Here is a 19,227-nt window from a genome sequence, read left to right on the forward strand (position 1 = left end):
ATAATTGTCGGTTTTTATAGTTCAGATTGTAGTATAAATAACATCATTTAAATATTAAGAACAGCATACTGCAAAAATATACGGCCAGGGGGTACAAAGTGAAGAAGATAAATTTGACGATGCAAATCTTTATCGGGCTGACTTTAGGGATTATTGTTGGCGCTTTATTTTACGGCAATCCGGGGGTGGAAGTCTACTTAAAGCCGATCGGTGACATTTTCATTCGTCTGATCAAAATGATTGTCGTGCCAATTGTAATTTCAACGCTCATTATCGGCGTAGCTGGCGTCGGGGATATGAAAAAACTGGGCAAGCTCGGCGGGAAATCTATCCTGTACTTTGAAATTGTGACGACCATCGCCATCATATTCGGATTGCTCGTTGCAAATCTGTTTCGTCCTGGAGTAGGTGTGGACATGTCCCACCTGGCCAAGAGTGATATCCATAAATACGTGGAGACGGCGGAAACTACAAGCCACAACTTCATGGATACAATTGTTCATATTGTTCCTACCAATATTATTCAAGCGCTGGGCGCAGGGGATATGCTGGCCATTATTTTCTTCTCCGTCTTTTTCGGACTGGGAATCGCAGCGATTGGTAACAAGGGCAAGCCTGTGCTGAATTTCTTCGAGGGCGTAGCCGACGCCATGTTCTGGGTAACCAATCAGGTGATGCGCTTGGCTCCGTTCGGCGTATTCGCTCTGATCGGAACGACAGTAGCCAAGTTTGGCTTGGCTTCATTGTGGCCGTTATTGAAGCTTGTTTTATCTGTGTACGGTTCCATGTTATTATTCATTGTGATTGTTTTTGGAATTATTGCCAAAATCTGTGGTATTCGCCTCTGGACGATGATTAAAATCTTGAAAAGTGAGCTGTTGCTTGCTTACTCGACCGCCAGCTCGGAGAGTGTTCTGCCCAAGATCATGGAGAAGATGGAGAGGTTTGGATGTCCAAAAGGAATAACTTCCTTCGTGATTCCGATCGGATATTCCTTCAATCTGGACGGATCTACCTTGTATCAGGCGCTGGCGGCAATCTTTATCGCCCAGATGTATGGTATTCACCTGCCGATCTCTTCACAGATTACGCTGATGATCGTGCTGATTATTTCTTCCAAAGGTATTGCAGGTGTGCCGGGTGCTTCATTTGTCGTTCTGCTTGCCACACTGGGAGCAGTGAACCTGCCGCTGGAAGGCTTGGCCTTTATCGCGGGTATTGATCGTATTCTAGATATGGCGCGTACGGTAGTCAATGTATTGGGCAATTCGCTGGCCGCTGTGGTTATGTCCAAATGGGAAGGCGAATATGATAAGGAAAAAGGCGAAAAATACGTTGCTTCTCTAACGAATAACCAATAAGTTAAATTATTGATAAAAAGGGCGCTCTTGCAAATTGTGCAAGGGTGTCCTTTTTATTTGTAAATTTGTTAAAAAAATTTATATTTCGACATTTTCCGATGTTTTTGTATGAATATTTAGGCATAAGGGCTTGAAAAATGATTCCTTTTACCTAATTAAATTAAAGTTTAATTTATAATGATTCTTTGGAAAATTCCGATATTAAACTATACCGTTTTATATCTTGCCTAGAAGGGAAGAGCATATATGTTTTTCAAGAAAAATGAGATCCACTCACTTGCTCCTTTAATAGAAGAAAGCCGTAAACTTTTACAAAAAACACAACAGAAGGATTATTCTGCCGCAATCCGAGTTGCCTCAGCATCTTCCGAGATTCGGGAAATCGCAAACAATGTTAACCAAGCGCTTGAGTCCCTTAAAAATGATGCTCAATATGTTGATATTCGTCTGAAGCTCGTTACCAAGGCGATAGATGTTGGCTTATGGGATATGGAAGTTATTGCAGGCGATCCCGTTAATCCCAATAATACATTCACGTGGACAGATGAATTCCGTTTCATGCTAGGGTACCAGGATGAAAATGATTTCCCCAATGTATTGGACAGTTGGGCATCCCGACTACACCCTGAGGATCATGAATGGGTATTGGAAGCTTTGTCAAATCATTTGCTGGATCATACAGGGAAGATCCCTTACGACATTCAGTATCGCTTGAAGCTGAAGCATGGAGAATACCGCTGGTTCCGAGCCACCGGAACGACGATTCGCGATCAGCAGGGGGTTCCGCTTCGTATTGCAGGTGCTTTGCTGGATGTGCATGACCAGAAGATCAAATCTGAGGAATTGGAAGCATTAGCTACCAGATATGAGCTTGTTAACCGTGTATTAATCGAAGCTCCATATGACATTATCCTGGTCAACGGAGATGTAGAACATCCGGATAGTCAATTTTGGTGGTCGCCACAATTTCGCAAAACACTGGGCTTTAGTGATGAGAAAGACTTTCCGGGTGCGCTTAGCAGCTGGAGTTCACGCTTGCATCCAGATGATGTTGAAATAGCGTTGAAAGCTTTGCACGACCATTTGAATGATTATTCAGACCGCACTCCCTATGAAGTCACCTGCCGCTTGCAGAATAAAAATGGCGAATATCGCTGGTATTATAATAGTGGAGTAAGCATACGCAACAGCAAAGGAGTGCCAATTCGCATGGCAGGAACCATCCGTGATGTAACGTTGGAGAAACAAAAGCAGGCCGTTGCGGACGAACTCACGCTCAAAATACAGCATCTCTCCGATTCCATTGCGGAAATGGTGAACGGCGTAAACTCCGTTAGCAACCAGGCGCAGGAGCTGGCTACGGCTCAGGAGCAATCGACGGCGGCAGCGAATCAGGCCAAGGTCAGCGCAGAAGAGACGCAGAACATCTCCAATTTCATTAAAGAGATCGCCAATCAAACGAATCTGCTTGGCCTGAACGCCGCCATTGAAGCCTCTCGCGCGGGGAATCAGGGACGCGGCTTTGCCGTGGTTGCAGATGAAGTAAGAAAGCTGGCTATTCACAGTGCTGATGCCACCGGAAATATCGAGACCAGTCTGGATGAAATGAAGTCGCTCATCGAACGGATTTTGCATAATATCGGCAATATGACCACGCTGACACAAAAACAGGCAGCACTAACGCAACAGGTAAACGCAGCTACGGACGAGATTAACAGCATGTCTAAAGCTTTGCTGGATTTTGCGAGAACGATGTAAGGACGCGAGAACGATGTAAGGAATTGTTCGGGAATAAGGCCGGGCCTTGGGTTCAGCCTCTTTACTGTTTTTGGAAGATCATTTATACTTTTGGAGGATATAGCTGGAACATCTCATGAATAACTTTATATGGAAATGAGGAATAGACTTGAGCCTGCTTAGTTCAATATTGGTCGGAATCGTTGCACTGGAGCACGTGTATATCTTAATACTGGAAATGTTCCTATGGACGACTCCACGAGCAATCCGCACGTTCGGTACCTCAAAGGAACTGGCGGAAGTAACCAAATCTCTAGCAGCAAATCAAGGGCTGTATAACGGCTTTTTGGCTGCTGGATTGGTGTGGGGCTTGTGCTATCCGGACGCTGTGGTAGGACGGAAAATTCAGCTGTTCTTTGTCATTTGCGTGGTAGTGGCCGCGGTGTATGGTGCGATGACAGCCAATAAATCTATTTTATTAAAACAAGGATTACCCGCTATTCTGGCCTTAATCAGTTTATCGGCCCTATAATACACCCTTAACGGGTGTTTTTTTGTTGAATTCCATCACATCATGTATGAACTGCTAACGGTACACGATCCGAGGCATCCATTCGTGGAATGCCGCTGCGTTCGGACGGGAGTCTGAGCTGTCCTTGGAGGAAGGAAGCGAAGCCGTTACATCCGAGCTGACGGCAAGCCGAGCATGATCGGCTAGAGCGGGTGCTGTCACTTGGTTGGGACGTACAGGAAGTACGGCCCGTGACTGATAGTGCGGCGGGGTTGTACCGGATTGTGCCTGCTGTGCAGACCATGGGCGGCCTGCCTTGATCCTGTCTGTTATTTAAGATGATTTCCTTCCTTTAAATTTGGCCGTTCCTAAAGTCAACATGTTGCGGCTATCGTCGGGCGAATAACTTCAGGTTCTTTTTGCCTTAACCACTAAGGGTTTGATTGCAAAAATCCGATGATATATATGTATTTGAGCGGGCGCCTGGCGAATGTTAAATAAAACATATGAAATATGGAAGTTATCTTTAGGACGTTCCCTACTAAGGGATTATTCGGTTTCCTAACCGAGCGAAAGCACTCCCTGGTTGTCAGGCTCAATATAAAAGACAAGTAAGAGAAAGGAGAATGATGTTTAATGAATGATTATGTTACGTGATGAAAGTCATCTTATGCCTGAGAAGGTCAGATTTGGAGGGTTTAGCTTGTTGAAAAGGAAATCTTTCATAGCTATTTGGGTATGTATGTTTGCTTTGTTTGTATTCTCTTCCAATGTTTTTGCTGTTCCATCGGACCTGGTCACAATAAAGAGCATTGCCGGCGGCGACAACCATACATTGTACCTTACGGAGTCCGGAAAGGTATATGCAGCGGGCAACAATGAATTCGGACAATTGGGTTCTGGTGATACTCAAATGCGGGAAATTGCTGTGCGGATTGATCATTCGAAAGAAATTAGGAAAATTAGCGCGGGCGGCAATCAGTCTGCCTTTGTCGATGCAACGAATGATCTTTACGTTACAGGCGCAAACAGCGAAGGCCAACTTGGCCTAGGAGATACTATAAACAAATCATCATTTATGAAAGTAAGCGGCTTGCCGCCTATCGTAGATGTGGCCGTCGGCAGGGATCATATACTTGCGCTGGATATGGACGGAAACGTATGGGCATCCGGGAGTAATGATGCCGGCCAATTAGGTCTGGGGAATTTTTCATCGCAGCTTAACTTTACAAAATTATCGTCATTGAACGGGGTTGCCTCTATTTTTGCAGGGAATAAAATATCGGCAGCTATTTTGACCGACCATACCGTTATGATGTGGGGCTCAAATTGGGCCGGCCAATTAGGTCTTGGAGATGATGTCACGAGAAATTCACCGACAGCATCCCCAATCCATAACGTCACAAAAATCGCGTTTGGATACTACTCTACGTTTTTCATTAGTTCGGGAACAACGTATGCAGCAGGGTATAATGCTAACGGGCAACTCGGAGATGGAAGCACTTCGTATGCGCTGACACCTGTTCCTGTCGGTGATTTTATGGATGCTGCCTCCGGATCTGTTCACTCCATTGCGGTAAAACGAGATGGCACTGTTGTTGGAACAGGGAGCAATTTTTACGGCCAAATCAATCAATCAAGCCCTTGGGGAAGTACGAACTGGACATTATTTAACAACATCCATAACGCAAAAGCAGTTATAAGCGGCGAATCTTACAGCGCCATTCTAACTTCTGATGGAAAAGTGATTGGCAGCGGCTGGAACGGATATGGACAACTTGCTATAGGAACAAATTTAACCAACGGTTCCTTTTCTGCAACAATAAAGGGCTCGGCTCAGTCCATTAGCATAGGATTAAATCATGTAAGCGAAATTAACAAAATGGGCCAGTTATTCAATTGGGGGAGCAATCTTGTCGGACAGTTGGGTAACGGCGGGGTTTATGTGCAATCTCCGCAAATGATTTCAAGCGTTCCGGGGACCCTAAAGAAAGTAGTCTCAGGCAACTCTCATACCCTAGTGATGACAGACAATAACGGTGCCATCGAACTATATGGAACCGGGAACAACGCATTTGGACAATTGTCCGACGGAACGACTAATAGTAAGTATTCTTTTGGTCGGATCGGTGTCGGTTTGCCTAACATAAAGGATATTGCCGCAGGCGATAATGCCTCATACGTTCTTGATCAAAGCGGAAATGTCTGGTCCTCCGGAGACAATGCGAAAGGACAGCTGGGACTGGGTGATTTTACTCCTAGATCGACATTTGTCCAAATGCCGAGCCTGAGCGGAATTCAAGCTATCTCTGCCAATGGGGCCACTTTCATTGCCCTTAAAAGTGATGGAACGGTTTATACTGTCGGAGAGGGAGTAAAAGGGCAGTTAGGGAATGGAACTAATACGAATTCCAATACTCCTGTTCAAGTGAACGGTATAACGGATGCTGTCAAGATTACAGCCGGCTACGAGCACAATTTGGTTTTGAAAGCGAATGGCAAGGTTGTTGCTTTTGGTTTAAATAATTACGGACAATTAGGCGATGGTACGAATGATAATAAGAATGTACCGGTAATGGTTTCCGGAATCGGGAAGGCACAAGATATTTTTGCAGGTTATCTCAACAGCGGAGCTATAGATCAAAGCGGGAACACGATGCTGTGGGGACGAAACGTATATGGACAACTTGGAAATAACAGCTTTGCTTCATCGAACATTCCATTAAACGTCAACGTACCGAATGTGAAGGCTATTGTTTTCGGATTGAACCAGACGGGATTGATTAATGCATCAGGTGATGTATTGTTTGCGGGTTGGAATGGATATGGACAATTTGGCGACGGCGCCACTGTTAGCAGCAATGAGCCCGTATCCATCAAATATGATAAGCCGTCTATTTCGTATAGTACAAACACAGTCCAAGAAACGGCAACCAATGACGGGACCATTACCGGGGCTTTAACCGTTACTTTGACCGGAGATGAGTTTAATGACACCGTAACGAATGATGTTTATGTTGGCAACTTGCCTACTGGAATTACATATACCGTTACAAAAGACAGTGCTTCTAAGCTTACTCTCCAATTTGCGGGACAAGTAGTACAACATAAAGCAGCGGATAGTGTGACTAATGCCTATGTAACTATTCGGAAAAGTGGACTGGTACATACCCCTCTCGAGGATATTACAGCAGGCTTATTTTCTATTCCTTATCTCGACCCGAATTTGCCGTCCGTTGTCTCGGATGTCACTGCAACGTATGGGGGGAGCACAGCGACAATTCGTTGGACAAAAAACCCTTATGCGACTTCTTATGAATTAAAAAGGAACGGGACAACGATCTACACGGGAACTGATACCGAATATACGGATTCAGGTCTTGTGCAGGGGACAACGTACACGTATACGGTTGTTCCCGTGAATCCAAACGGTAAAGGGGAAGAAAAGAGCATTTCGTTCGTGATGGATAGCAAATACCCGGGCAGTCCCGGAAACCTCACGGCTGTTCAAATGAGCAGTGTCACGATGTCCGTGTACTGGGATGTCGTTCCAACGGCGACAAGCTATATATTGAAGCGGGATAACGTCGTGATTTATACGGGAAGCGCTACGAGCTTCACGGATACGATTGCGGACGGCAAGCGCTATGAATATTCGGTTGCGGCGCAAAACGCATATGGAGTTGGCAACGCAAGCACGCTGACAGTAACGACGGATACGGATACGGATACAGATACGAATGAAAGTGAAGCGCCTCTGTCGCCGCAAAATCTCACAGGCCAACCGCAAAAAAATAGTGTGCTTCTGACATGGAATGCTGCCGCCGGGGCGACCAAGTACAAAATTAAACAAAACGGAAAAGAAATTGCTCAAGTAACTTCTCTCCATTATTTAGTGGATCAATTAAACAGTAATACGCTCTATACTTTTACGGTAACGGCTTCCAATAATTATGGAGAGAGCGCGCCAACGGAAATTATCTTGTCCACTCTTTCCATGAGCGGTGACAATGACAACAGTCAGAACGGCAGTAAAAACGAAAGCTCTGGTCAAGCCCAAAAAGGACGCAAGCGTAGCGATCCAAGCAGCGATAACGAAGATAGGCTTGGCCAAGGCAGTGAAAACAAAAGTAAAGACAGCGATCCAGGCAGTAGTAACGAAATCCAGTCTGGTCAAGGCAACAATGAAAACAAAGGCAGCGCTCAAAGCGGCAGCATTATTCAACATACGTTTGAAGATATTTATGATCCGCAATGGGCAACCGAGGCCATCATAAAGCTCTACAATCTGAAAATTATTAACGGCTACTCCGCTAAGGAATTTAAACCGAAAAAGAACATTACACGAGCGGAGTATGTCAAAGTGCTTGTTCTCGCCTTGGGAGAACCTGCTGCAGTTGAACAGGATAAAACCCCGGATTTCGAGGATGTAACCAATCCTGATTGGTATTACAACTATATTAAACTGGCGAGAAGGATGGGGCTTGCAAAAGGAGATGCATATAACCTTTTTTATCTTAATAAGGAAATAACAAGGAAAGAAGCCATTGCGATATTGGTTAGAGCTTTACGGTATCGTGAATCAATTCCAAAAAGCGAAAACCCGGAAAACCAGTTGAATAAGTTTAAAGATACGGCATCATTGAGAGATTGGTCTTCCGATGAAATCGCACTTTCTATCGAAAAACATCTGATAGAGGGATATGAGGACAGTACTTTAAGATTGGATAATCAAATAAACCGTGCTGAAGTGTGCGTATTGGTTACTCGGCTGCTGGACCGTCTTCATGGCAAATAACCATAAATGAAACAGGGCTGTTTCATAAGTCATCGGAGGATGACCTGTGGACAGCCCTGTTTTACAGTGGCAGGTATTCAGAAAGTAGAAACCTGGACGCTGATTCCAAGGGAGGAACCTCCGTATATTTGCATCGGCTGGTAGTCAATCGGGATCGTCCCGAGAAGGGACTAGGACGCGAACTGATGCAATGGATTGAACAAGGCATCCGTTTTGCAGGCAAGGATCGAATCCGCTTGGATTGTATTGCGGGGAATGACAAGCTTAGCCAGTTTTACAAACAATGTGGCTATACCCATATGGGGGAAACAGACGGTTTTAATATTTTCGAAAAGATGTTAACTAAGTAAAATTCCTACAGGTATGCAGAGGGGAATTTTAAAATAGACAAAGAGGCTGTTTCCAAAAGTCATCAAATATGACGGCGGGAATTCTTAGTTTCGGCTTTCAGAGGGGAAGCCTAACACACAACAAGCCGCTCCGGCGATTAACAGCCTGAGCGGCTTGACTCTAGCGTGCGGTGGAGGTATGGCGCCGCTATTCCAAATTGCTGTGCTGCTTGAACGCAGCGGCGTTGTCGACGCCGCGAGACTCTGCGTAGCACAGGCAGACCGCGTCTAGCATGAGGTGGACGCATTGGTCAAACAGCGAGCCTAGCGGCTGCACGCTCGCGCCTTCGCCTTCGCGGCGGTGCTTCGTCGCCGCAGGAATGGCGAGCACCCGCATGGCGGACCGGGCGAGCGGGGATTCGGCGTCGGTCGTCAGGGCGATAACCGATGCACCAAGCTCCTGCGCCTTCTCTGCAGTCCAGACGACGCCATGCGTTGTTCCGGAGCCGGAGACGGCGACCACATAATCGCCACCGGCTATCGAAGGAGTGATCGTCTCTCCGATCACATACGAGGTCGCACCGAGGTGCATCAGCCGCATAGCAAAGGATTTGGCCATCAGGCCCGAGCGGCCTTCACCTACAACGAAGATCCGGGGCGCGCCTGCCAGAAGGGCGGCCGTCTCGTTAACAACGCCCTCGTCTACCCGCTCCAGCACAGCACGGGCTTCCGCGAGTATAGTCATCAGCTTGTTCATAATCGTTCAGTCTCTCCTTCTCTATTCGCGATCAAGTAGAATCCATCCGCATTCGAAACCATTCGGCTGGAATGAAATCCGCAACTCGGACGGTACTTTTTTAGTTTGTATATATAATCTGTTCAGTGGTAAACCGCTTGAGGTCCCGTTATCTTCTTCCCAACTCCCGGATGCGGTCCTGAAACGCGCGGGCAGCGGAGGCGGGGTCCGGGGCTTTCGTAATGGCGGAGCCAACAATGAGAACCTCCGGCTCCAACGCCAGCACCCACGGCAGCGACTCCTTCGTGATCCCGCCCGCAACGGCGATCCGAAGTCCCGTTGGGCTTTCGCATGTGGAACCGCGGACACCAGATACGTCGGAAACTATACCTCTGGGCAGCGCGTCGCTAGCACCGATCCCACTGGTTCTATTGATCCCGCTCTCATCGGTATCCGTAGTGGCTCCATATGCGCCCAACCCAGTCAGGCGGGAGCCGCCGCCCTCCTGCTGGTCCTTGCTGACATGGACGCAATGGACTGCCTCCCGGTACCGGGCAAGTGCAGCCTGTTCCTCCGGCGTCGTATGGAGCAGGTCGATCATGACCTGCCTGTCCCATGTCCGCGCCGTCTTCATGCAGAAATCAACGGTGACTAACGGAGCGGAGCCCATGACTGTCGTCACATCGGCCCCTGCCTTATAGCATAGCTCGAACTCGTATTTTGCGTTATCGAAGGTTTTGACATCCGCTACGATTGTCTTGTGGGGAAACTCACGCTTTATCGCTTCCACGGACGCCATGCCAAATTCTTTGATCAGCGAAGTGCCGACTTCGATCCAATCGATATAAGGCTCCGCCAATCTCCCCATATTGATGGCCTCCTGTATGCTCATCCGGTCCAGCGCCAGTTGAATGTTCATCTTGTAGACACCTCAAGCTTTCCCCCCGTAGACGATTCCGCCGCTTTCCGGGATCTGCCCACGGTTATAGTCAAAATTGCGGACAGCAGAAGCGAACCGGCCATAAAGAGATATGAAGCGCCGAAGCCGCCAGTGGAGCTGTTCAGGTAGCCGACGATGTACGATCCGGCAAAAGAACCGAGCGCCCCCATACTGTTAATCAGCGCCATGGCGCCGCCTGAGACGTTCCGGGGCAAAATTTCCGGCATGATGGCGAAAAACGGTCCGTAAGGGGCATACATGGCTGCGCCGGCGATGATTAGCAGAATAAAGGAAATCCAGAAATGATCCGCTCCCAGCAAATAAGAAGCGTAGAAGGCGACGGCGCCTACCATCAGAAACGGCCAGACAAAGGCTTTACGGTTCTCCATCTTATCCGAAAAGTATGACGCTGTCAGCATGCCGATTACCGCGAGCACATAAGGTATGGAGGTCAGCCACCCTGTGGCAACCATGCTCATGTCCGGAGCGACCTTGATAATCGAAGGAAGCCACATTACGAAGCCGTAGACACCAATGCTCCAGAAGAAATACTGCAGGCACAGACGGATGACAAGCGGCGATCGGAACGCTTCGCCGTAGTTCTTGACAGGCTTCAGTCCCTTCTGTTCTTCATGCAAAGCACTCTCAAGCTCTTTTTTCTCCTGTGAGGTCAGCCAGTTCGCTTCCGCAGGCTTGTCGTTGACGAGCTTCCACCAGAAGAACGCCCAAATAATCGGAGGCAGACCTTCAATGATGAACATCCATCTCCAGCCGACAGCAGCTACGAGATAACCGGAGACAATCGACATCCACAGCACGGTTGCGGGATTGCCAAGGATGAGAAAGGTGTTGGCGCGTGAGCGCTCTTTTTTCGTGAACCAGCGGCTCAGAAAGACAAGCATTGCAGGCATGACTGCGCTTTCAACAACGCCGAGACAGAACCGGATAACGATGAGAACATGAACGTTATCGACGATACCAGTAGCTGTCGCCAGCAGTCCCCACAAAATCAGCGAACCGAACACGAGCTTCTTGGCGCTCTTGTTCTCGGCGTAATGGGCGCCCGGCACCTGGAAGAAGAAGTACCCTAAGAAGAAGAGCGCGCCCAGCAGTGAAGACATCCCCGCCGAAATTTGCAAATCCTTGGCCATGCCGGCAGCCGCACCGAAGCTGTAGTTCGCCCGGTCGAGATAGGCAAGGCTGTACGTTACAAAGACAATCGGCATCAGACGCAGCCAGCGCGAAGCGACAAAGCCGCCTTTGTTCGAGTTGTTCATCTCGTTCTCACTCCTGTCAGATGATAGTGAAGATATGCCTTAAGCTCTTCCTTAGTCGGGTATCCGTCGTGGTCGCCTACAGACTGCACCGCAATCGAGCCAATTGCGTTTCCCTGCCGAATTGCTTCGGTGATGCTTAACCCCCTCAGAAGTCCCGCGATCAAGCCTGTGGCAAAGCCATCCCCGGCCCCGACCGTATCCACAACCTTCTTCACCTTGAAGCCCTGAACCGTCCCCTCTTCATTCGGGGTGCGGAAATATGCTCCTTCCGGTCCCAGCTTGACGGCAACAAGCGAAACGCCCTGGTTCAGATAAAAATCGGCGATTTTCTTCGGGTCCCTTGAGCCAGTCAGGAATTCCCCCTCTTCGATCCCCGGCAGCACCCAGTCCGCCCGGCAGGCCAGATCGTTAATGACCGCCCTCATCTCCTCTTTCGAAGACCAGAGCGAAGGACGCAGATTGGGGTCAAAAGAGACGGACCTGCCCGCACCCTTCATCGTCTCCATCGTCGCATAGGCGAATGCGCGTGTGCTCTTCGTCAGCGCGGGCGGAATGCCGGTCATGTGCAGATGTCGGAAGCCGGTCAAATAGCCGGAGTCTACATCAGCCTCGCCAAGCGAGCTTGCGGCGGAACCTTTCCGGAAATACTGCACTTGCGGATCGCCCTCCAGCACCTTCGACTTCAGCTGGAACCCGGTGGGATAGCGGGAATCGTGGGTAATCCCGTGGATGTCCACCTGCTCCCTGGCGAGATACTCCGCGATATAATTGCCGAAGGCATCCTCGCCCAGCCTGCTGATCCACCCGGAAGATAGTCCAAGTCTCGAGAGGCCGACGGCAACATTAACCTCCGCCCCGGCGAGGCGGCGGATGAAGGTGTCAATGTCCTTCAAGGGGCCGGGTTGGCCCGCTACGAACATGACCATAGCCTCTCCAAAAGTTACCGAATCTTTTAACATGACTGCCATTCCTCCTTCAGTCTCTCTCTTTTCGTCCCTTTTCAGGCATGCCTTGAGCTTGCCGTAGCATCTTCAAATATCCTGAAAGACTATCCGGTCCAGGAATCGTAAACTCAATCGCCCGGAACGCGCGTTCCGGCAAATAAGCCAACAGCACTCGCCAGAACGCATCTTCTTCCTGGGGAATGGGAACCGTTTGCAAAGTATTGTCGTCCGAATATACGACATGCTTGAAGTGAATGTAGGCGGTGTAAGGAGCCAAATCCAGCGCCGCCTTCACGGGCTCCTCTCCTGCATACATCCAGTTGCCGGTATCGAACGTCATTCGCACTCCGTCGAGCCCGGAACGCTCCACCGTCTGGAAGAACGCTTTCAAATTTCCGGCGTTGCCTCCATGTGGCGTTTGGTCGTTCTCGATCAGTAGGGTCAACTGTCCATGCAAGACCCGGTACTGATCAAGCAGGCCCCCCAGACGGGTCAGCTGCTCGTCGCTGCTCCGGCTTGCCTGGCCTTCCGAAGCCTTCCGGACCCCGGGTGCTTCCGTCACATTTTCCTCTGTATCGGCCTCGGCCGCTGCCATGAAATGCCCAAGCGATACCTTCAGCATCTCCGGCCTTAGAATCGCCGCCTCCTCCAGAATCTCCGACAGCTGCGTTTCATTCAGCCTTCCGGATTCGTCCCACAGCTCCATCGGAACCGAATATACGCAGCGCAAGCCGCTGTTCCGGTTGGCTTCGCAGCAATCCGCAAGCGGCAACTTGCTCGGCGGGAACAATTCTCGCCTGATTTCGATGCCGTCTGCGCCGGCGGCGCGAACCGTCGGCGTCCATTCATGCTGCAGGCCGGGTGTATTGCCAAATACAGAGGTTGGAACAAAGACCGCCTTCATATTGTCATCCTCCTTCATGCTCAGATCGACCTATGAGGTTCCCAGAAAAGCCAATCTCTTTGTAAATCGATTTAGTAAACCGATTTACGTAATTCTTGAGTTCATTATAATCCTGGCGTCTTCGTTTTGCAAGCCCTTTCATTAAAGCGTTATCTTAATTCTAAAAGGGAGAAAATAGGCCTAGGTGATTGCATCCAGTGAAGGAATTTATCGGTCAACGGGTATTCCCAGAATAAAAACGTCACTTTTCCACCCACGGTCATTGGCGTTGTTCGTAGGTTACTCTTCCAACTAGCTCTGGCCTCAAATCCAGATCGTGTTCCTTGGCCCGTGTATTTGTCTCCTGCTTCTATCAGATTCCGCCTCGCGGTGCAAACCTGGTCTATATTTAACGTTAGTTACTCGCCAGCCCCAGTTCTGGACTTTCACCCTGAAGATATCGCCCATTGCTAGGCGTACTACAACAAAGACAGCTCCCGGTCCCAGACCTGAAGCTGTCTTTGTTAAAAATGAATTTTGTCCCTCTCAACACATTCAACGGGCCTGGCCAGATGATTCTCGCACCGCAAGCTCGCATTCAAAGACGAACTCGGCCGCATCCGGCGCCTTCTCCGACCGGATGCGGGTGATCAAGCGCTCAGCCGCCTTTCTGCCCATCTCCAGCGAAGGCTGGTTGATCGTCGTCAGCGTCGGCGTCAACAGGTGGGCGAATGGAATGTTGTCGAATGCGACCAGTGCCAAATCCTCTGGCACCCGCAGCCCCTGTTCCTTAACAAAAGCAAGTGCTTCAAGCAGAACCAGATCATTACCCGCAATGAGCGCCGTCGGCGGCTCCGGCCCCTCTAATCGCTTGCGAAAGCGGTCTTTAAGCAAGGAAATTTCCGCATTAATGATGTTGTTACATATCTCGTAGTCCAGACCGAGCACACTCATGGCCGCCCGGAACCCCTCCGTCCGCTCGGTTCGCGTGCTGATTGTGAGCGGTCCCGTAGCCAAGGCGATGCTCCGATGCCCCAGCGACGCCAGATGATCCACTGCCCGGGTGACTGCCTCCCGGTTATTGACCACAATTGTATCCGCTTTTACGTTTTCTACGCGACGGTCCATGAAGAGGATCGGATATCCCTGCTCGGCGAGGCTTTCATATAATGGCCCGTTCTTGCCCGTAGGCAAGAGAATTATACCGTCGACCTGCTTGGTCAGCAGCATTTCGGCATATTTCTTCTCCTTTTCCTCGTCCTCGTCGCTGTTACACAGAATGACGCTGATATTCTGCTCCTGGCAATAGTCCTCGATGCCCCGGCAGATTTCCGTGGAGAGCCGGTGCATAATGTTGGCCACGATGACGCCGACCGCACCGGTCCGCTTCTGCTTCAGCCCTCTGGCAAGCACGTTGGGCCGGTAGTCGAGGGCCTTGATCGCTTCTTCGATTTTGATCCGCGTCTCCTGACCCATATGCTGGTATCTTTTGTTTAGAAATTGGGATACGGTGCTTTTGGATACGCCGGCGCGCGACGCCACATCCCCGATTGTCGCTTTTCCCACAGTTCTCTACTCCTCTGCCCGATTATATTCCTACTATATGACGCATCGGAGTGCTTTGTCTAATTAGATACTTAGCCCGGGAACCGTAGTTATACTTGCTTATGATGACTTATTGGGAGGTTACTTTTACGGTTAATGCTGCTATGGTCATACCCCTATCAAGTAAACAGGACTAAAAAGACACTTTTAGCAGCAGCCGTTTCTCGGTCTTCAATAGGGGAACGGTTGTTTAATTTTTTCTGGAATCTACTTTGGTTATTGAATCAGATATTTCACATACCTGTTGTTCTGCCTCAGCTAAGATTTCGGATTTGCTTAAATAAATCTTTTCTGTTTTCAGGTGAGAAAAAAAGGACTCTATGCAGGTTCCCCTAAAACGTCTTTTGATAATACAAATATGAGCCAAACTGTAATTAAGATGCATATTGTCAGAATAGTAACTAGCAGTAGTCCTTCTTGTTCTGCCCGAAAAAAATCATTATTATTGCTGTTCCGCAGGTATGGTTGCAATAATGTCTTTCCCTTTATTAGGAAGGGATTTTTCGCCCTCATAGATGACATTTCCATTTTCATCGAAAGTTCCAAATTTAACTTGCTCTGTCTTCCACAAGTCCTTAAAGAAATCTATTTTCCCTGTGAAGGATGGTCGATCTCCCCATTCCTTACTACTTACTTGGAGCACATTTGGAATCACACTCTTGTTGTTTGGTTTATTCATGCTTATTTGGCCTTCCCATTTAACCCAAGCAGCCCCATCTTTAACCTCAGCATATTGAGCTATTCCTCTATAGGCATAAATAAAGCTGTTGCTCTTTTTGTTGGGAAGTAATAAGTTCCTCCATCCCCTCCTTCTTCAGTGCCGGCGAGTTCCTCATGTAGAGAAATCCTTGGTAATTGGATAGCTGCGTTTCTGGATTCTTCTAGTTTATTGCTGGCAAAGCGTTGAAGTAGAGTTTGACTAGGCTTATAAATAACAACTGTTTTGGAATCAGGATTCCACAGTACTTTTGCATTTAATGCTTCCCCTATAAAACGAAAAGGTACATATACAGCGCCTTCTTTAACAGTAGGATTTACCCCCACAGAAACCTTCTTATCGTTGACAAACGCACTATTACTACCCACGGTTAGTTCAGTTTATTTTTCTCTGAATCGGTTACCGTAACCGTGCCATTGAAATTATGGCCTCTTTTTGTTTTAAACTTTCATACTGGAAGGAAATGATCCGGGTGTAGTGAATTCAACAGCGTCAAGTTAGTTCAAAATATATTTTAATCACAAATTAAAGTTTTAATAAATAAGTTTATTCATTGGATTAAAACATCATAAATGAATGTTATTAGCATATATTACGTCATATATATTGAAAAACCCTCCTGCTTTGTGTTACAACTTTATATAGACAGATAAATTTAATTCAGGCATATATCTCAATAAGTGGAGGGAATAAATTTAATGCAAAAGAGAGTGTACTCATTTAACGAAGGTAAGTTGGGGATGAAAGCGCTATTAGGAGGAAAAGGCGCCAATCTCGCGGAAATGACGACACTGGGTCTCCCGATCCCTCCTGGCTTTACAGTGACCACCGAGGCGTGTCGAGCCTACTTTACTTCCGGCAGCAGACTCCCGGAGGGCTTATTGGGGGAGATCGTAATTGCCCTGCACGAGGTTGAGGAAGCCCAATCGGCTATATTCGGAGATACGAAGCGGCCTTTGCTGGTATCTGTCCGTTCAGGCTCGGTAACCTCGATGCCTGGTATGATGGATACGATTTTGAATCTGGGTCTGAATGATGAAACTGTTCGTGGATTAGCAGAACAGACGAGCAATGAAACCTTCGCCTATGACTGTTACCGCAGATTTATTCAAATGTTTGGCGAGGTAGTGCTAGGTATAGATGCCATCCATTTTGAGAAGCTTCAGGAACAGAACAAGCAAACCAACGGGCGTGCCAGTGACCAGGAGGTTAGCGCAGAAGAATGGAAGGAATTGATCGCAAATTATAAAAATCTTGTTGAAGAGCACAGCGGACAACCGTTTCCACAGGATGTGTATCAACAATTGCAACTGGCGGTAGAAGCTGTATTTCGCAGCTGGAACAATATGCGTGCCAAGGTGTACCGAAAGGCTTATGGCATTCCGGATGAACAAGGAACAGCAGTGAATATCCAGGCCATGGTGTTTGGCAATCTCGGGAACGATAGTGGAACCGGGGTGCTGTTCACTCGCAATCCCTCCACAGGCGCTAAGGAATTGTACGGTGAGTATATGGTGAACGCCCAGGGCGAGGATGTTGTAGCCGGAGTACGCACCCCGAACCCTATAGCACAGCTTTTGGAGGAGCAGCCGCTAGTCTATGATCGTCTGGAAGAGCTGGCTTCCTTGCTGGAACGTCATTACCGGGATATGCAGGATATCGAGTTCACGATTGAAAAAGGTAATTTGTATCTGCTACAGACGCGCAGCGGCAAAAGAACGGCGCAGGCGGCTGTGAAAATAGCTGTAGATTTGGTGGAGGAAGGGATTATCAGTAAAGAGGAGGCTATCCAGCGAATCGAACCGTCCCATATGGATCAATTGCTGCATCGCTCTATTGATACCTCCACACCGCTGACGGCGATCGCCCAAGGTCTGCCAGCCTCGCCCGGTGCAGCAAGCGGGCGTATCGTATTCGACGCGGATACAGCAGAGAAATGGTCGAAGGATGGGCAGAAAGTCATCCTGGTCAGTGTAGAGACCTCACCCGACGATGTTCACGGGATCATTGCCGCTGAAGGCGTGCTGACGAGTCGAGGGGGGATGACCAGCCATGCTGCTGTGGTTGCCAGGGGCATGGGAAAACCCTGCATTTGCGGCTGTGACGCACTGAGTATTGATCTGGACAGTCGGAGCGTTAGCATTGGTAAACGTACTTTCCAGGAAGGGGAAAATATTTCAATCGATTCGACCTCCGGGCAGGTGTACGAAGGCAGTCTGTCGCTGAGCGAGCCGGTTATTACACCGGAGCTGTTGAAGCTGCTGGAGATTGCAGACGGCATCCGGACGTTGAAGGTCTACACCAATGCCGATACGCCACATGATGCAGTCAAAGCCAGAGAATTTGGAGCCGAAGGCATCGGACTTTGCCGGACGGAGCATATGTTTTTCTCGGGCAATCGACTGCCTATCGTTCAGGCGATGATTTTGGCCGATGATCAGGAGGAGCGGGTTCTTCATTTGAATCGTCTGCTCCAAATGCAACAATTTGACTTTGAGGCTATGTTCAGTGCGATGGACGGTTTATCGATGACGATTCGCCTGCTGGACCCGCCGTTGCATGAGTTCCTGCCGAATCTGGAACAGCTTCAGGAGCGACAGCAGGAGCTTGAGCTTTCCGGTGGCCATGCGGAGGAGCTTCAGCGTCTTAAAACCACCATCTCCAAGGTACACGAATTGCGTGAAATTAACCCTATGCTGGGTCTGCGCGGTGTTCGGCTGGGCATTCTGTTTCCAGAGATATACGATATGCAGATTGAAGCGATCTTTAAGGCCGCGGAAGCCGCACTGCGCAAGGGCGTAGATGTGAGACCGGGGATTATGATTCCTCTGGTCGGTCACCCTAATGAACTCAAGCAAATGAGAGAGCTGGTTGATAAGGTAGCCGCTCAGGTGCTTAGCGAGGAATTCAAAGGGTTCAGATATCGGGTGGGAACCATGATTGAGGTTCCAAGAGCCGCCCTGCTGGCAGATAGCGTCGCCCAGTATGCAGACTTTTTCTCCTTTGGAACCAATGATCTGACACAAATGACCTTTGGTTACAGCCGGGATGATGCCGAAGGTAAATTCCTCGGTTCATATATGGAAAAGAATATTCTGGAAGCCAATCCTTTTCAGGTGTTGGATCAGGATGGCGTGGGCAAGTTGATCGAATGGGCTGTTGTCAAAGGCAGAACGAAGAAACCTTTTCTGGAGACAGGTATCTGTGGTGAGCATGGCGGAGATAGTGAATCTATTCTCTTTTGTCACCGCAGCGGACTGGACTATGTTAGTTGCTCACCGTACCGGGTGCCATTTGCCCGCATTGCCGCTGCCCAAGCAGCCTTGCTTGTCGGAGCGGAGCAGCCTAAGAGAGCGGCGTCCGCTTTGTAGCTGATACATCTTCATAG

General features: G+C 48.7%; 13 protein-coding genes and 2 pseudogenes. 7 read left to right on the forward strand and 8 right to left on the reverse strand.

Annotated features, from left to right (window positions below; genetic code table 11):
- Positions 1-98 precede the first annotated feature (98 nt).
- The 6 genes and pseudogenes from JO375_RS13945 to JO375_RS24795 all read left to right on the forward strand — a co-directional run.
- Positions 99-1,361 (forward strand): cation:dicarboxylate symporter family transporter, encoded by a 1,263-nt coding sequence (locus JO375_RS13945; RefSeq protein WP_322098736.1) that lies wholly within the window; start codon positions 99-101, stop codon positions 1,359-1,361.
- A gap of 246 nt (positions 1,362-1,607) precedes the next feature.
- Positions 1,608-3,119 carry a methyl-accepting chemotaxis protein gene (locus JO375_RS13950; protein ID WP_229525033.1) on the forward strand — a complete coding sequence of 504 codons (1,512 nt, stop codon included), beginning with the start codon at positions 1,608-1,610 and terminating at the stop codon, positions 3,117-3,119.
- 148 nt (positions 3,120-3,267) lie between these two features.
- Positions 3,268-3,630, forward strand: a complete 363-nt coding sequence (locus tag JO375_RS13955; protein WP_229525034.1) for a DUF1304 domain-containing protein — start codon at positions 3,268-3,270, stop codon at positions 3,628-3,630.
- 64 nt (positions 3,631-3,694) lie between these two features.
- Positions 3,695-3,929, forward strand: a pseudogene (locus JO375_RS13960) (hypothetical protein); the annotation flags it as partial.
- Positions 3,930-4,315: 386 nt separating this feature from the next.
- Positions 4,316-8,407: an RCC1 domain-containing protein gene (locus tag JO375_RS13965; protein ID WP_229525035.1), complete on the forward strand. Its 4,092-nt coding sequence runs from the start codon at positions 4,316-4,318 to the stop codon at positions 8,405-8,407.
- 95 nt (positions 8,408-8,502) lie between these two features.
- Positions 8,503-8,757 (forward strand): annotated as a pseudogene (locus tag JO375_RS24795) (GNAT family N-acetyltransferase); the annotation flags it as partial.
- A gap of 187 nt (positions 8,758-8,944) precedes the next feature.
- On the opposite strand, the gene hxlB reads toward JO375_RS24795, so the two are convergent.
- The 8 genes from hxlB to JO375_RS14010 all read right to left on the reverse strand — a co-directional run bounded on the left by hxlB (position 8,945) and on the right by JO375_RS14010 (position 16,207).
- Entirely contained in the window at positions 8,945-9,493 is a 549-nt protein-coding gene (gene hxlB, locus JO375_RS13975) for a 6-phospho-3-hexuloisomerase (RefSeq protein WP_229525037.1), read from the reverse strand.
- A gap of 148 nt (positions 9,494-9,641) precedes the next feature.
- A complete protein-coding gene (locus JO375_RS13980; RefSeq protein WP_229525038.1) occupies positions 9,642-10,340 on the reverse strand; it encodes an orotidine 5'-phosphate decarboxylase / HUMPS family protein in 699 nt (232 codons plus the stop codon).
- 47 nt (positions 10,341-10,387) lie between these two features.
- Positions 10,388-11,689, reverse strand: a complete 1,302-nt coding sequence (locus JO375_RS13985; RefSeq protein WP_229525039.1) for an MFS transporter — start codon at positions 11,687-11,689, stop codon at positions 10,388-10,390.
- Complete coding sequence (locus JO375_RS13990; RefSeq protein WP_229525040.1) at positions 11,686-12,648, reverse strand: sugar kinase; 963 nt, start codon at positions 12,646-12,648, stop codon at positions 11,686-11,688. The genes JO375_RS13985 and JO375_RS13990 overlap by 4 nt, the downstream gene beginning before the upstream one ends.
- Before the next feature lie 16 nt (positions 12,649-12,664).
- Positions 12,665-13,537, reverse strand: a complete 873-nt coding sequence (locus JO375_RS13995; protein ID WP_229525041.1) for a sugar phosphate isomerase/epimerase family protein — start codon at positions 13,535-13,537, stop codon at positions 12,665-12,667.
- Positions 13,538-14,071: 534 nt separating this feature from the next.
- Positions 14,072-15,082 (reverse strand): LacI family DNA-binding transcriptional regulator, encoded by a 1,011-nt coding sequence (locus tag JO375_RS14000; RefSeq protein WP_229525042.1) that lies wholly within the window; start codon positions 15,080-15,082, stop codon positions 14,072-14,074.
- Between the two features lie 481 nt (positions 15,083-15,563).
- Positions 15,564-15,800 (reverse strand): hypothetical protein, encoded by a 237-nt coding sequence (locus JO375_RS14005; protein WP_229525043.1) that lies wholly within the window; start codon positions 15,798-15,800, stop codon positions 15,564-15,566.
- Between the two features lie 59 nt (positions 15,801-15,859).
- A complete protein-coding gene (locus JO375_RS14010) occupies positions 15,860-16,207 on the reverse strand; it encodes a copper amine oxidase N-terminal domain-containing protein (RefSeq protein ID WP_229525044.1) in 348 nt (115 codons plus the stop codon).
- A gap of 330 nt (positions 16,208-16,537) precedes the next feature.
- Between JO375_RS14010 and ppdK the strand changes: the two genes are divergently transcribed.
- Positions 16,538-19,210, forward strand: coding sequence for a pyruvate, phosphate dikinase (ppdK, locus tag JO375_RS14015; RefSeq protein ID WP_229525045.1), 2,673 nt, complete (start codon positions 16,538-16,540; stop codon positions 19,208-19,210).
- Positions 19,211-19,227 lie beyond the last annotated feature (17 nt).

This window comes from Paenibacillus farraposensis (assembly GCF_020736845.1).
GTDB lineage: Bacteria > Bacillota > Bacilli > Paenibacillales > Paenibacillaceae > Paenibacillus > Paenibacillus farraposensis.

Coding starts and splice junctions, on each gene's coding strand:
- JO375_RS13990 (WP_229525040.1), bottom strand. CDS start 12,648: ATGTTAAAAGATTCGGTAACTTTTGGAGAGGCTATGGTCATGTTCGTA.
- JO375_RS14005 (WP_229525043.1), bottom strand. CDS start 15,800: ATGAATAAACCAAACAACAAGAGTGTGATTCCAAATGTGCTCCAAGTA.
- JO375_RS13980 (WP_229525038.1), bottom strand. CDS start 10,340: ATGGGGAGATTGGCGGAGCCTTATATCGATTGGATCGAAGTCGGCACT.
- ppdK (WP_229525045.1), top strand. CDS start 16,538: ATGCAAAAGAGAGTGTACTCATTTAACGAAGGTAAGTTGGGGATGAAA.
- JO375_RS13950 (WP_229525033.1), top strand. CDS start 1,608: ATGTTTTTCAAGAAAAATGAGATCCACTCACTTGCTCCTTTAATAGAA.
- JO375_RS13985 (WP_229525039.1), bottom strand. CDS start 11,689: ATGAACAACTCGAACAAAGGCGGCTTTGTCGCTTCGCGCTGGCTGCGT.
- JO375_RS13995 (WP_229525041.1), bottom strand. CDS start 13,537: ATGAAGGCGGTCTTTGTTCCAACCTCTGTATTTGGCAATACACCCGGC.
- hxlB (WP_229525037.1), bottom strand. CDS start 9,493: ATGAACAAGCTGATGACTATACTCGCGGAAGCCCGTGCTGTGCTGGAG.